The following is a 13,419-nucleotide window of genomic DNA, read 5'->3' on the forward strand; positions in this document are numbered from 1 at the left end:
GCGCCTGCCTCGCCGCTCAGACCGTGAAGCGGGACACGATCTGGTTCAGGTCGGCGGCCGTGCGGTTCAGCTCATCGGTCTGCACGGCGATACTGTCGCAGGAGCCGGCCGACTTCTCCGATTCCTCGGCGATGTGGGCGATCGCCACCGCCACTTCGCGCGCCGACAGCGATTGCTCGTTGACCGAGGCGGAGATGTCGCCGATGGCCAGCGACGTGCGTTCCACGCCGGAGGCGATGCGGTCGAACGCGTCGCTGGCCTGGCGCGAGATCTCGCTGCCCTGCGCCACGCGCCTGACCGATTCGGCGATCAGCTTGGAGATTTCCTTGGTGGCCTGCGACGAACGCTCGGCCAGCTTGCGTACTTCATCGGCCACCACCGAGAAGCCCAGGCCGTGCTCGCCGGCGCGCGCCGCCTCGATCGCCGCGTTGAACGCCAGCATATTGGTCTGGCTGGCGATCTCGCCGATCACCTTGACGATCTCGCTGATGTCCTCGGACGACTGGTTGATCAGCGCCATCGCCTCGATCGACCGGGCCACCGCACCGGCCCCCGTCTCGGCGGCCTCCTTCGTGCTTTGCGCCAGCGTATTGGCTTCGCCCGCACCGCGGGCGATGGTGGCGATCGACGCGGTCAGGCCATCCACCGACGCATTCATCTGCTCCACCGTGGCGCCCAGCGCCTGGGCGCCGCCGGCCACAACGTTGGAGCGCTCGGCGATGGTGTGCGCCGACGACGACAGGCGCGCCACTTCGGATACCACGTGCGCGATCACGCCGCGCAGGTCGGCGATCATCCTGCCGACGCCGGTGCCGAGCTGGTCGACCGGCTCGGGGCCGCGCATGTCGAGCGTGCCCGTCAGGTCGCCGTGCGCGGCCCGCTCCACCTGTTCGAGCAGCAGCGCCACCTTGCGGCGGTCGGCTTCGTTGCGGCGCACGACCTCGTCTTCCAGGGCCACCTGCGCGGTGATGTCGGTGGCAAATTTGACGACCTTGTACGGCTTGCCGTCCAGGTCGAAGATGGGATTGTAGGTGGCCTGGATCCATACCGCGCGGCCATCGGCGCCGATGCGCTTGTAGCGGCCGGCATCGAACTCGCCGCGGTTCAGCTTTTGCCAGAACTTGCGGTATTCCAGGCTGGTGGCGTAGTCGTCGTCGCAGAACACACGGTGGTGTTCTCCCTTCACGTCGCCGAGCTCGTAGCCCATCACGGCCAGGAAGTTCGCGTTGGCGTTCAGCAGCACGCCATGCATGTCGAACTCGACCACGGCCTGGGCCTTGTCGATCGCGCTGACCAGGCCGGCATGCTCGTTGGCACGCACCTTGTGCGCGGTGATATCGCAGGCAAACTTGACCACCTTGCAAGGCTTGCCTTCGCCATCGAGGATCGGGTTGTACGACGCTTCGATCCATACGTCGCGCCCGCCCTTGCCGATGCGGCGGTATTGCGCGCGCTCGAATTCGCCGCGGCGCAGCCCGGCCCAGAAGGCTTCGTAGTCGGCCGAGCGCACGTAGCCGGGGTCGCAGAACATCGAATGGTGGCGACCCACCACCTCGTCCAGCGTGTAGCCCAGCGTGTCCAGGAAATTCTGGTTGGCATGGATGATGGTGCCGTCGAGCTGGAATTCGATGATTGCCTGCACCCGGTCCAGGACGCTGCTGATCGCCTGGGCATCGGAATGGGTGGCAGTCCGGGAAGCGGCGTGGGGAACGTGTCCGGCGGTGCGGGCAGGGGCGGTGGCAATGTTCATTGCGGGTCCTGATGACGGAAAGAAGAGTTCCACCTGACGGCGGACCACGCGACGTTACTTGGGTCGCGAGGCCATTATCCCGACCTTGTTGCCTCACGTAAAGTTTTTTACACTGAAAAATTTAACACTATGTCGCGTGCATGTGACATTCTCTCCAATACTCACGGCATCGTTGCCCGGCGCCGCTAGGCGGCCGCTCATGAAGATGCGGCCTCCTCCGCGCCGGTCGCGTAGGCCAGCCGGGCTGGCATGCGCAGGTGCCAGGCCGTGCCCTTGCCCGCTGCGCTGTCCAGTTGAATCGCCGCCCCCAGCCCGGCGGCCCGTTCGCGCATGCCGGGCATGCCCCAGTGTCCGGCCCGGCCGCCCTGCTCGGCTGCATCGATGCCGGCGCCATCGTCGGCGATGCGCATCTCGAACTCCCGCTCGCCATAACGCAGCAGCACATCGATGCGGCTGGCCCGGGCGTGCAGGAACGCGTTGCGGACAGCCTCGCGGCCGATCGCCAGCAGCTCGTCGGCCACGGCCGCCGGCAAGGGCCGCCGGCTGCCCTGCACCTGCAGCGCGAACGCCGCGGCATGGTCGCCGCGCATGCCCTGGCCGCAGGCGTCGAGCAGCGTGGCAAGGTCCTCGCCGCGGACGGTGCTGCGCAGCTCCCCGACCTTGTCGCGGCCCTCCACCAGCGTCTCGGTGGCCATGTCGATCGCCTGCTGCATCAGGGGCCGCGTGGGCGCATCGTCCGGCGTGCGCGCGGCGATCCGGCGGAAGTGCAGGATCAGTCCCTGGACCGACTGCAGCAGCGTGTCGTGCAGGTCGCGCGCCACCCGCTCGCGCTCCGCCACGCGCGCCTCGAAGATGCGGCTGAGGCGGGCGACGGCCATGCGCAGGCGCAGCCGATGCAAGGCGTAGGCTGCCAGCAGCGCGGCCAGCACGCACAGCACCCGGAACCACAGGCTCTGCACCATCGTGGGCGGAATGTCGAAGCGCACACTTGCCCCTTGCGCGTCCCAGTCGCCGTCCTCGGTGGCCGCCCGCACGTGAAAGGTGTAAGTGCCGGGCAACAACTGCGTGTACTGCGCAAGGCGCCGGTTGCCGGCCTTCTGCCAGCCGCTGTCCACGCCGTCGAGCCTGTATTCGAAGCGCGTGCGCCGCGGCAGCGCCAGGCCCAGTGCCGTGTAGTCGATCCGCACGGTGTCGGGGGCGGCGGGCAGGCGCACCAGGGCGCCGGGCGCATAGGACTTGCCGTCGGCGTCGATGCCCGTCACGTGCACCGGCGGCGCGCCGCGGTGCAGGCCGGCCGCCTTCGTGGCCAGGTGGAATACGCCGCCTGTCGTGGAGACGGCAAGGTGTCCGCCCGGCAGCAGCACGAGGGACGGCGACGGGTACAGCATCGCCGGCGCGCCGCGCAGCCCGTCGCTCTCGTCGTAGCGGCGGTAGCGCACGCGGTAGGCCGCATCGGCCGCCGCGCTGCGCAGCTCCGCCGCCCCGATGCTTGCCAGCCCGCGGCTCGTATTGATCCACAAGGTGCCGTCGCCATCGCGGACGATGCCGGTACCGCCCTGGAACTGCTCGCCGTCCTCGCCCATCACACGCACGGCACGCCGGCCGTCATAGCGGGCCAGCCCTTCGTCGCCGGCCAGCCAGGCACCGGCGGCGTCCGGCAGGATGGCCAGCACGGCACCGATATCGACGCCGTCGGCGGGCCCCAGCTTGCGCACGCCGCCGTCGTGCAGCACGGCGAGGCTGTTGTCGAGCGACCCGAACCAGAGCCTGCCATCCGGCCCGGCGGAGATGGTCGTGGTCATGTAGCCCTCCAGGGCGGCGATGCCGCCGTGCCGCGACCAGCGTCCGTCCAGCAGGCGCCACGCGCCCCGCTTGCCCAGCGAAATCCACAGCGCGCCATCGTCCGCCCGTGCCATCGAAAAGATCGTCTGCTGGGGCGTGCGCATCACCTCGGGTGGCAGCGGCACGGCAACGGGCCTGAAACCGTCGAGCTTCCACAGCCTGCTTTCGGTCGCGAGCAGGATCGTGCCGTCGCGGTCGCGGTACATCTGCTGGACCGCCGGGTACCTGTCGGGCACCGGTGCGTAATCCCGCGGCCGGGCATGGATATCGCCGAGGAAGACGTATTCCGTCCACAGCTCGCCCGCCGCCCCGGCCACCAGCGGCCGCGCATCCGTCACTTTCGGCGGCAGTTCGATCTCGCGCAGCCGGCTGGGGCGGAACTGATCCAGGCCGCCTGCCGTCGATATCCAGGTATTGCCCTCCCGGTCGGTGAACGCCGCCACCGGGCTCTCGCCACTGAAGCCCTGCGCGCTCGTATACGACTGCTCGACGAGGCGCTCGCCATCCATCACCAGCCGCACGACGCCGGGCAGCCGCGGGAACCAGAAACCGCCGTGGCGGTCGATATGAATGCCCTGGGTCGTGACCATCCGCCCGAAGCCCTCCGCCAGCGCGTGTGGCGTGCTTCCTGCCGACAGGCGCGTCAGCCCCGGTTTGCCGCCGTCGACCGCCCACACGGTGCCGTCCGGCCCCATCGCCAGCGAACCGGGCGTGGCCTGCCGGCTGACCAGGGTAAAGGCGCGCTCGCCCCGGCGCATCGCATGGTTGCCCTGGGTCGTCTGCACCCACACGGTTTGCTGGCGGTCGATCAGCAGATCGAACGCGCCTTCGGGCAGGCCCAGCTCATCGCTGGCGAAGCGCCACCTGGCCGCACCCGGCGCCAGCACGTACAGCCCTTCGTTGAAGGCACTCCACAGCGTGCCGTCGGCGGCGCGCACCACCTGGCTCGCCGATCCGCCGGGAAGACCTTCCTTCTCACCGTAAGAGCGTGCCTCGTCTCCCTTGATCAGGACCATGCCGCCGAAGAACGGGATGACCCACAGCGTGCCATCCGGCAGGCTGCCCATCCTGTAGATATTGGCGGGCAGCTTCGCGCCCGACCTCGGCTGGTAACGGTCGAAACGCATGCCGTCGAAGCGGTAGATGCCGTCCGACGTGCCCAGCCACAGCCAGCCATCCGGGGTTTGCGTGATGCTCTGGATGTCGCGCGGCGCGCCGTCCTGCGCCAGCCAGCGGGTATGCAGCAGGCGAATGCCGTACTGATGGGGAATCGCCGTGGTGTGCGGCGTCGGCGGCGCCCCTTGGGCGCAGGAGCACACCGGCAGCAACGATGCCGCGATCAGCGGTACGAGCAGTCTTGCTGGATTCATGGCACCTCGGCTGGGCAGGCATCGGCGATTGCCGCGGACGCGTCACTCCCTGGTCTGCGGAGTGGGCGGTGGCCCGCCGAGATTATCCGATTGGCAACTGCTATGCAACGGGCTCCGCTGGACTGAACAGCCGGCCATCGAGCGGAAGGGACAGGTGGAACGTGGTCCCCGATTCCGCATCGCTATCGACGATGACACTGCCGCCGTGCGCTTCGGCCACCTGTTGCACGAAAGGCAGTCCGAGCCCCCAGCCGCGCACCGGCGTGGTTGTCAGGCGGCGGTAGCCGGCGAACAGTTTCTTCATGTCGGCTTTCGGTATCGGCTCGCCCTCGTTGTGCACGGAGAGAATTGCCCGGTCATCGATCCGCTCGACATTGATGGTGACGGGTGCGCTCTTGCGGCCGTACTTCTGTGCGTTCGCGACAAGATTTTCCAGCGCGCGCCGGAGCGAGACCTTGCACCAGAACCCTTCCACCTGGTCGCCGGCCACCTCGACCGGCTGGTTCGGCAGTGCCGTTCCGTCGGCCACCTCGCAGGCCAGCGCCGTCATGTCCATGGCGCCGATATCGAGCCGCAGTTTCCCTGGCCGGCCGGAAGTGGCCGCATCGAGCAGGCCATCGATCAGCGTCTCGGCGTCGCGCAGCTTTCTCTCGATACGCTGCACGGAAAGCAGCGCATCCTCCGGAAGCGCCCTGCCCGCCAAAACCTGGGCGGTGGCAAAGGCCACGTGCAGGGGATTGCGCAGGTCATGCACGAAACCCGAAATGAACTCGATCGTCTTGCTTCGCTGGGATTCCGAGAATGCATAGGCCGATTCGCGGATCGACACATCGATCGAGGCCGTGATGGTGTCCACCTGGAGCGCGTTCAGGTCGAACCGTTCGTGCGCGGCGACATCGAGGATGACTTTACGCAGCAACTGGAATTCATGAATCACCTGTGCGCACGAATACTCCGTCATCAACGCCCGCTCGCGCCCATGGGCCAGGCTCTGGGTGGTATTGGAGGTGGCAAACGGCTTGCTCCCCGCTACCGCCTCGAGCAGCCGATCCAGATAGACAGGCAGGGTATCGATCAGGATCGGCTCGGCAAGCGTGCTGGCGTCCGGGATCGACGCTCTGGCCCTGAACTGCCACTGGAGAATGATTTTTTCCTTGAGCGAGGCTAGAGTCAAGCGAACTCCTTTCTTCATCGAGACACCCTAGGTGCCCTGGCATGGCCATCATATAGCAAGTCGCCGGCCGCCCGGCAGGGCTGCGCTGGCCGCGCATGCGCTTACTGGTTCGCCGCAGCCCTGGGTGTGCCGAAGCCGCGTTCCTCGAAAGCCGACCGCAGCTCGTCCCATGGCATGGCCCTGGCGAAGCGCCATCCCTGTGCGAACTGCACGCCGCGGGCAAGCAGGTACTCGGCCTGCTCATCGGTTTCCACGCCCTCGGCGATCGTGCGCAGTTCAAGGGTCTGGGCCATGGCGATGATGTGGTGCACCACCTGGTCGGTCGGCGAGCGCGTGCCGATGGCTTCGGTAAATGCCCGGTCGATCTTCAGGAAGTCGACCTCGAACGACTCCAGGTAGGACAGGCTGGAGTAACCCGTGCCGAAATCATCCACGGCGACTTCGATGCCGCCCGCCCGCAGGTCGGCGATGACCGGCCTGACCGTGCCGACATCCAGCAGTGCCCGTTCGGTCATCTCGACGATCAGGTTCGATGGCTTCGCGCCGGAATCGGCCAGCAGCCGGTCGAGCAGGAACCTGGTCCGGGGAGAGTTCAGGTCGGCCGCCGAAACATTGATGGCGATGTGGAACGCGGGGTGGCGCGCCAGGAAATCGCCGGTATCGCGCTGCACGAGTTCCGTCACCCGCTCGGTCAGCCTGGTGATCGTCCCGGTGCGTTCCGCGACAGGAATGAAGAGGTCGGGGCCGATCAGTTCGCCGTTCGACCTGCGCCATCGCAGCAGCGCCTCCGCGCCGACCCAGCGGCCCGTGGCCAGCTCGACGATCGGCTGGTAGGCGAGGAAGAACTCATCGCGCCGCAGTCCGAGGCGCAGCGCGCTGGCCAGCGACAGCTGCCTGCGCGCGACAAGGAAGATCGCTGCCGCCAATGCCAGACCGGCGATGATTCCAGCGGGGACCAGCCGCGCGGCGAGAGCGCCGGTTCGATGCTCGACGTAGGAAACCGGCACCGCGGCGATGCCTGCCATGGGAAACTGGCGCGAGCGCACCAGTGCGACGAGGAAGCCATCCCTGACGACGGTGACCGTGCGATATTGCCTCAGCAAAGGCAGCCAGCCGGGTTCGACGTGGCCGCGGGAGGTGACCGGCTGGCCGTCGCGGGAGATCTCCAGGTGCAGCAGGGCCAGCGAGACGTCCGGGACCGCCGTCCAGGTATCGAGCGGCAGGTCGCGGTGGATCAGGGCCGCGAAAGAACCGCGCTGGAAACCAAGCAGCGGGCTTTGCAGGTCGTCACTCAGCGGAACGCGCGTGTACAGCGTCACGCCGGTCGACGAACGGAAGGCCTGGGTCCCGAGCGAGGCGCGGTCGCCGCCCAGGGATGAGCAGACCAGCACGCCATTTTCCACATAGCCGATGGCCTGGATATACGTCGAAGTCAAGTCGATGCGGCGCATCAGCGCCTGCGATGCATCGGAACACGGCGGCTGGCCCGACCGCTCCAGCAGGTCGATGCCGGCCAGTGCCTGCTGCTCCGTATCGTCTGCCCGGCGCACGATATCGCTGGCATAGCCGAGCGCCAGCTCCGACTCGGCGCGGTAGGCCTGCTGCCCGGCTTCCCGCATGGCCAGCCATGGGGGCACGGCAAGCGCGACGGCCATCGCCAGTGACGTCGCTATGAACATCGCGCGCTGCTTCATGGGGGCCACTCTGGTAGATGAGCTCGTGTCAAGCTCGCAGAGCGCAAGTATAGTCCCCGGCGAGTGCCCATCCGCGGCACGATACGCATGTGCAAAAAAACGCGCCGGGAGCGCAGCGCCGACGATTCAGCCGGAGGCCCGTCGATACCCATGCGGTGCCGGACACGGGCGTGTCCGGCACCGGCGATCGCGCCTTACTTCGGCGCCAGCGCGCCCTGCAGCTTGCCGGCTGCCGCCGACAGCGTGCCGTTCGGCTGGCGCACCTTGACCAGCACGCTGGCAATGCCCGCCTCGGTAGTGGCCTGCGGGCTGTGGATCACTTCATAGCCGGGATCGGCCGTAAACGCCACCGCCTGGCCGGACTGCGGCACGGTGGTACCGTTCGCGTCGACCAGCCGGGCGCGCGCGAACACCAGGTCGCCCACCGCCGGCGGCACGCCCATGTCGTCCAGCGCCACCTCCAGCTTCACGGGCTCGCCCGGCGTGCGCACCTTGTGCTCGGCCACTGCCTTGCCGCCCGTATAGGCCACGGCCACCAGTTCGCCGGCCTGGAAGGCGCCGGTATCGAACTCCACCGGCGGATGCTTCAGCTTCGGGTGCGTGGACGACGGCGCGGCCTTCTGCCGGGCCACCGTCTTGCCGTTCAGGCGCAGTTCGACCTCCTCGGCATTCGTGAACACGCGCACGCGCGGCGACGATTCAGGCGTCCAGTAGCTGGCGATGAACACCATCGGGCCGCCGCCCCAGTTCGGCACGTTGCCCGGGGCTGCCTGCTCCGGGCTGCGCTGCGAGCGGAAGAACTCCGCCGCGAACTTCGGCAGGCGGTCGATGCTCATCACGCCCGACGCTTCCAGGTCGGGGGCGTAGCCGCGCGCGTAGTCGAACATCACCCAGTAGCCGTCGGCAAAGGCCGGCGTGGTGAAATTGTCGTCATGCGCCTCGGCCACGTTGGCGGCCTGCTGCAGCAGGTGCTTCTCTCCCTGCGACAGCAACTGGCGGCTGGAGCGGTCGGCCGGTTTCAGGTCGCTCCAGGCGCCCTGGTTGAAGCCCGCGTTCATCGCATAGTATTCCCAGTCGCCGTACTCGGACACGATCAGCGGCTTGTCCGGCAGCGGATGCTTGTCGCCGATCCGGTGCTGGCGCGCCTGCATGTAGATGTCGTAGGAGCGTGGCAGCCAGCCCACCGAGAACGCCTGGTCGCCCGGGTATTCGGTGTGCACGGTCTGGTGCAGCCTGTCGACGAAGGCGTCCGGCATGGCGGTCTCGTTCAGCGAGCATTCCCAGCCCAGCACGCTGGCATGGTTGCGGTTGCGTCGGATCATGTCTTCGCAGGTCTTGACGACCTGCCTGGCGAAGGCCGGATCCTGGTTGAAGAACTGCCAGCCCGGCACACCCGGAATCACCAGCAGGCCCAGCTCGTCGGCCGCGGCCATGAAGGCCGGCGACTGCGGATAGTGCGACAGGCGGATGTAGTCGAAGCCGTATTTCTTCACCAGCAGCGCGTCGCGGTACTCGGCCTGCGGCGACAGCGCATAGCCGACGTGCGGGTATTCCTGGTGGCGGTTCACGCCGCGCAGCTGCAGCGGCTCGCCGTTCAGCACCAGCTTGTGCTGCCTGTCGAACGCCAGGCGGCGGATGCCGATGCGGGTCTGCACGCTGTCACCGGCGCTCTCTCCCACCACGGCCGTTTCCAGCATGTGCAGGTTCGGTGCCTGCGGCGACCACAATTGCGGCTGCGTGACCTTCAGCGGCATCGTCACGTGGCGGCGTTCACCAGCCTTCAGCGTCACTTTCTGCTCGGCGCGGGCGATCTCCCTGCCCTGCCATGCCAGCGTGTTGCGCACGGTGACGGTGCGCGCCGCCTTCGACGTATTGGCCACTTCGGTCTTCACCTGCACCGTGGCCTGCGCCTTGTCGGCCTGCGGGAACGTGACGAACACGCCACCGCCGGCCGGCGTGGCCGCCAGCATCTCGTCGGTGACGTGCACGGCCGGCTTGGTGATCAGGCTGACGCCGCGGTACATGCCGCCGTGCTGGATGTAATCGAGATCCTTCAGCGGCTTGGGGCCGGTGATAGCGTTATCTTCATTATTGGCGCGCACCACGACTTCGTTCTTGCCGCCGGCTTTCAGCAGACCGGTCACGTCGAACGCGAACGGCAGGTAACCGCCCAGGTGCTGGCCCAGGTGCTTGCCGTTCAGCCAGACGTCGGCCACGTTCATCACGGCCTCGAAGCGCAGGATCGCCCGTTCGCCCGGCTGCAGCGCGGCGTCGAAGGTCTTCTTGTAGAACACCGTGCCCTGCCAGGGCGCCGTGGGCACGCGCGGCTCGATGTGCGCCGCGTGCGGCAGGTCCACGGTGCTCCAGGCGCCGGCCGGCACCTTGTCGGCGCTGGCGCCGGCGGCCTGCCTGCCGTCGGCGCGGTGGAACTGCCAGGCCTCATTCAGGCTGGTGGTGGCGGCCTGCGCAGGACCGGCCAGACCCGTGGCGGCCAGCGCCAGGGTGGACAGCAAAGCGGTGGCCAGCGCGGTGGCCAGCGTGGTACTGGCCAGGCGGCGCGGGGCGGAATTCAATGTGCGAAATGGCTTCATTCGTCTCGGAGTGTGGTTGATGGGGCCGATCCGTGTTGGCCCGTGATTGTACGGCATGCATCCGCCATGGCGCCGGCAGTCGTTGCCAATCGAACATTTTAGCCGTACAATCAATGAGAATGATTCTTATTTACCTGGCCGTATAACCCATGACCGAGACCCTGCCGGCACGGTGCGAACCCGTCGCGCTGCTGTACAACGAGCACCACCGATGGCTGCAGGGCTGGCTGCGCCTGAAGCTGGGCAACGCCAGCGACGCCGCCGACCTGGCGCAGGACACGTTTGCGCGCATCCTCGGCCGGCGCGATCTCGATGCGCTGCGCGAGCCGCGCGCCTACCTGACCACGGTGGCGAAAGGCCTGATGGTCAACTGGTACCGCCGCCAGGCACTGGAAAGGGCCTGGCTGGACGCACTCGCGGCACTGCCGGAGCCGGAAGCCGTGAGCCCGGAGCAGCGCATGCTGGTGCTGGAAACGCTGCATGCGATCGACGCGGCGCTCGACGCGCTGCCGGAGCGGGTGCGCCAGGCCTTCTTCCTGTCGCAGCTGGACGGCATGAAATACGACGCCATCGCGCTGGTGCTCGGGGTCTCCCTGCCCACCGTCAAGCGCTACATGAAACAGGCCTTCCTGCGCTGCCTGCTGGTGCTGGAGGATTGATGCGCACCGCTGCGAAGCCCGCGGGTGCGGCGAACATGGGTGCGTCGAACATGGGTACGTCGAGCACGGGTCGGTCGGGCACGGCCATTTCGCCGCGCGCGCTGGAACAGGCGGCCCAATGGCTGGTGCGCCTGTACGATGCCGATGCCGGCGCCGCCGACCACGCGGCCTGCGCCCGCTGGCGCGCGGCAGATCCGGAGCATGCGCGCGCCTGGGAGCGCGCCGAGCGGCTGATGGGCAAGCTGGGCGGCCTGCCGCCCGACCTGGCGCGCAAGGCGCTGGACCGGCCCGGCACGGGGCGGCGCGCCGCCGTGCTGCGCGTCGCCGCGGTGCTCGCGGCGGCGCCGCTGTCGTGGGGCGCATGGCGGCTGGCCGAAGAGCGCCAATGGACGTCCGACCATGCCACCGCCCCCGGCGAGCGGCGCACGCTGGCGCTGGCGGACGGCAGCCGCGTCACGCTCAATACCGACAGCGCGATCGACGTGCGCTACGACGCCGCCGAACGACTGCTCGTGCTGCGGCGCGGCGAGATCCACGTCGACAGCGGCAAGGATGCGCGGCGCCGGCCGCTGCGTGTCGCCACCGCACAGGGGCGGATGACGGCGCTTGGCACGCGCTTCACGGTGCGCCGGCACGAAGACCGCACCGACGTCGCCGTGCAGGAAGGCGCCGTGCGTATCGAGCCGGAAGCCGGCGCGCCGCTGCGGCTCGATGCGGGCCAGCAGAGCCGGTTCACGGCCCAAGCCGCCGCCCCGGCCACCCCGGTCGATCCGGCCGGCGCCGCATGGCTGCGCGGCATGCTGCTGGCCGACGCGATGCGGCTCGACGCGCTGGCCGCCGAGCTGGCCCGCTACCGGCGCGGCATCGTCCGCGTGGAACCCGGCGTGGCGGCATTGACCGTGTCCGGCGTGTTCCCGATCGCCGATACCGAGCGCACGCTGGCGATGCTGGCGCAGACCCACCGGCTCGACGTGCGCCGGCGCTGGAACGGCTACTGGATCACGCTGGCGGCACGCGAGCCCGATCGTTCCTGATACTTTTTCCGATCCGGGGTGGCAGGAAGTAAAACACCTTCACCGTTCACCCCTGGCGCACCCGTCGGCACGCCGCTTGCACGAGGTCGCACCATGACATCCCGCTTTTCCCGTCTTTCCCGTCCCGCCATCGCCGCCGCGCTGGTGCTCGCCATCGCTGCCGGTGCCTGGAGCCAGTACGAACCGGCGCCGCCGCCGGCCACCCAGCCCGTCGCGCGCGCCGACATCGAAGCCACCGTGATGGCGGTCGGCACGCTGCAGCCGCGCAGCTTCGTCGACATCGGCGCGCAGGTGTCCGGCCAGGTGCTGCGCATCCATGTCGAACCCGGCGCCAGCGTGGAAAAGGGAGCGTTGCTGGTCGAAATCGACCCCAGCGTGCAGAAGGCCACCGTCGATGCCGGCCGCGCCGCGCTGGCCGGCCTGAATGCGCAACTGGCCGAACGCAAGGCGCAGGGCCGGCTCGCCGGGCAGCAGCACGAACGCCAGCGCCTGCTGGCGGAGGCCAATGCCGCGCGCGGCGAGGACGTGCAGACGGCCGAGGCATCGCTGGCCGTGGCCGCGGCCCGGATCGCCGACCTGGAGGCGCAGATCGCGCAGACCCAGGCCACGCTGACCGCCGACGTGGCGCGGCTGGGCTACACGCGCATCTACGCGCCGATGAGCGGCACGGTGGTCTCGGTGGACGCCCGCGAAGGCCAGACGCTGAACGCCACCTACCAGACGCCGAACATCCTGCGCATCGCCGATCTGTCCAGCATGACCGTCTGGACCGAAGTCTCGGAAGCCGACGTACGGCGCGTGAAACCCGGCATGCCGGTGTATTTCAGCACGCTGGGCGGCGACGGCCGGCGCTGGCACGGCACCGTGCGGCAGCTGCTGCCGGCGCCGGCCGGCGGCGCGCGCCCGGAGGGCACCGCCCTGGCGCCATCCAGCGCCAAGGTGGTGCTGTACACCGCCTTGTTCGACGTCGGCAATCCCGACGGCGCCCTGATGCCGCAGATGACGGCACAGGTATCGTTCGTCACCGCTTCGGCCCGCAATGCGCTGGCGGTGCCGCTGCCCGCGCTGTCCGCCGTCGACGGCAAGCCGGGCCGCTTCACGGCGCGCGTGCTGGCCGCGGACGGCCGGATCGCCGAGCGCGACGTAAAAATCGGCGTCCGCAACCGGCTGCAGGCCGAGGTGCTGCGCGGCCTGGCCGAGGGCGAGCGGCTGGTCACCGACGCGGCGGACGATGCGGCGGGGGTCCGGCTGTGAATTCTGCCGAGAGTTCGGAGGTGGACCCGGCTGCAGCTTCGGCCACTGATC

Annotated in this window: 8 protein-coding genes; 3 read left to right on the forward strand and 5 right to left on the reverse strand. The window is 68.8% G+C overall.

The features are described 5' to 3' along the window. Positions 1-16: 16 nt before the first annotated feature. The 5 genes from ACY34H_RS03090 to ACY34H_RS03110 all read right to left on the reverse strand — a co-directional run bounded on the left by ACY34H_RS03090 (position 17) and on the right by ACY34H_RS03110 (position 10,421). Complete coding sequence (locus ACY34H_RS03090; protein WP_464976015.1) at positions 17-1,750, reverse strand: methyl-accepting chemotaxis protein; 1,734 nt, start codon at positions 1,748-1,750, stop codon at positions 17-19. Positions 1,751-1,947: 197 nt separating this feature from the next. After that, positions 1,948-4,962, reverse strand: coding sequence for a sensor histidine kinase (locus ACY34H_RS03095; protein ID WP_464976016.1), 3,015 nt, complete (start codon positions 4,960-4,962; stop codon positions 1,948-1,950). 100 nt (positions 4,963-5,062) lie between these two features. Then, positions 5,063-6,154 (reverse strand): sensor histidine kinase, encoded by a 1,092-nt coding sequence (locus ACY34H_RS03100; RefSeq protein WP_464976017.1) that lies wholly within the window; start codon positions 6,152-6,154, stop codon positions 5,063-5,065. 83 nt (positions 6,155-6,237) lie between these two features. Beyond that, positions 6,238-7,815 carry an EAL domain-containing protein gene (locus tag ACY34H_RS03105; protein WP_464976018.1) on the reverse strand — a complete coding sequence of 526 codons (1,578 nt, stop codon included), beginning with the start codon at positions 7,813-7,815 and terminating at the stop codon, positions 6,238-6,240. 209 nt (positions 7,816-8,024) lie between these two features. After that, positions 8,025-10,421, reverse strand: a complete 2,397-nt coding sequence (locus tag ACY34H_RS03110) for a glycoside hydrolase family 2 protein (RefSeq protein WP_464976019.1) — start codon at positions 10,419-10,421, stop codon at positions 8,025-8,027. Positions 10,422-10,570: 149 nt separating this feature from the next. On the opposite strand from ACY34H_RS03110, the gene ACY34H_RS03115 reads away from it, so the two are divergent. The 3 genes from ACY34H_RS03115 (at position 10,571) to ACY34H_RS03125 (ending at position 13,368) form a co-directional block, all read left to right on the forward strand. Further along, on the forward strand, positions 10,571-11,080 hold the full coding sequence (locus ACY34H_RS03115) for a sigma-70 family RNA polymerase sigma factor (protein ID WP_464976020.1): 510 nt from the start codon (positions 10,571-10,573) through the stop codon (positions 11,078-11,080). Then, positions 11,080-12,114 carry a FecR family protein gene (locus tag ACY34H_RS03120; RefSeq protein WP_464976021.1) on the forward strand — a complete coding sequence of 345 codons (1,035 nt, stop codon included), beginning with the start codon at positions 11,080-11,082 and terminating at the stop codon, positions 12,112-12,114. Before ACY34H_RS03115 ends, ACY34H_RS03120 begins: the two co-directional genes overlap by 1 nt. Positions 12,115-12,207: 93 nt before the next feature. Next, positions 12,208-13,368, forward strand: coding sequence for an efflux RND transporter periplasmic adaptor subunit (locus ACY34H_RS03125; RefSeq protein WP_464976022.1), 1,161 nt, complete (start codon positions 12,208-12,210; stop codon positions 13,366-13,368). Positions 13,369-13,419: the final 51 nt, after the last annotated feature.

Source organism: Pseudoduganella sp. jia 9 (genome assembly GCF_055502615.1).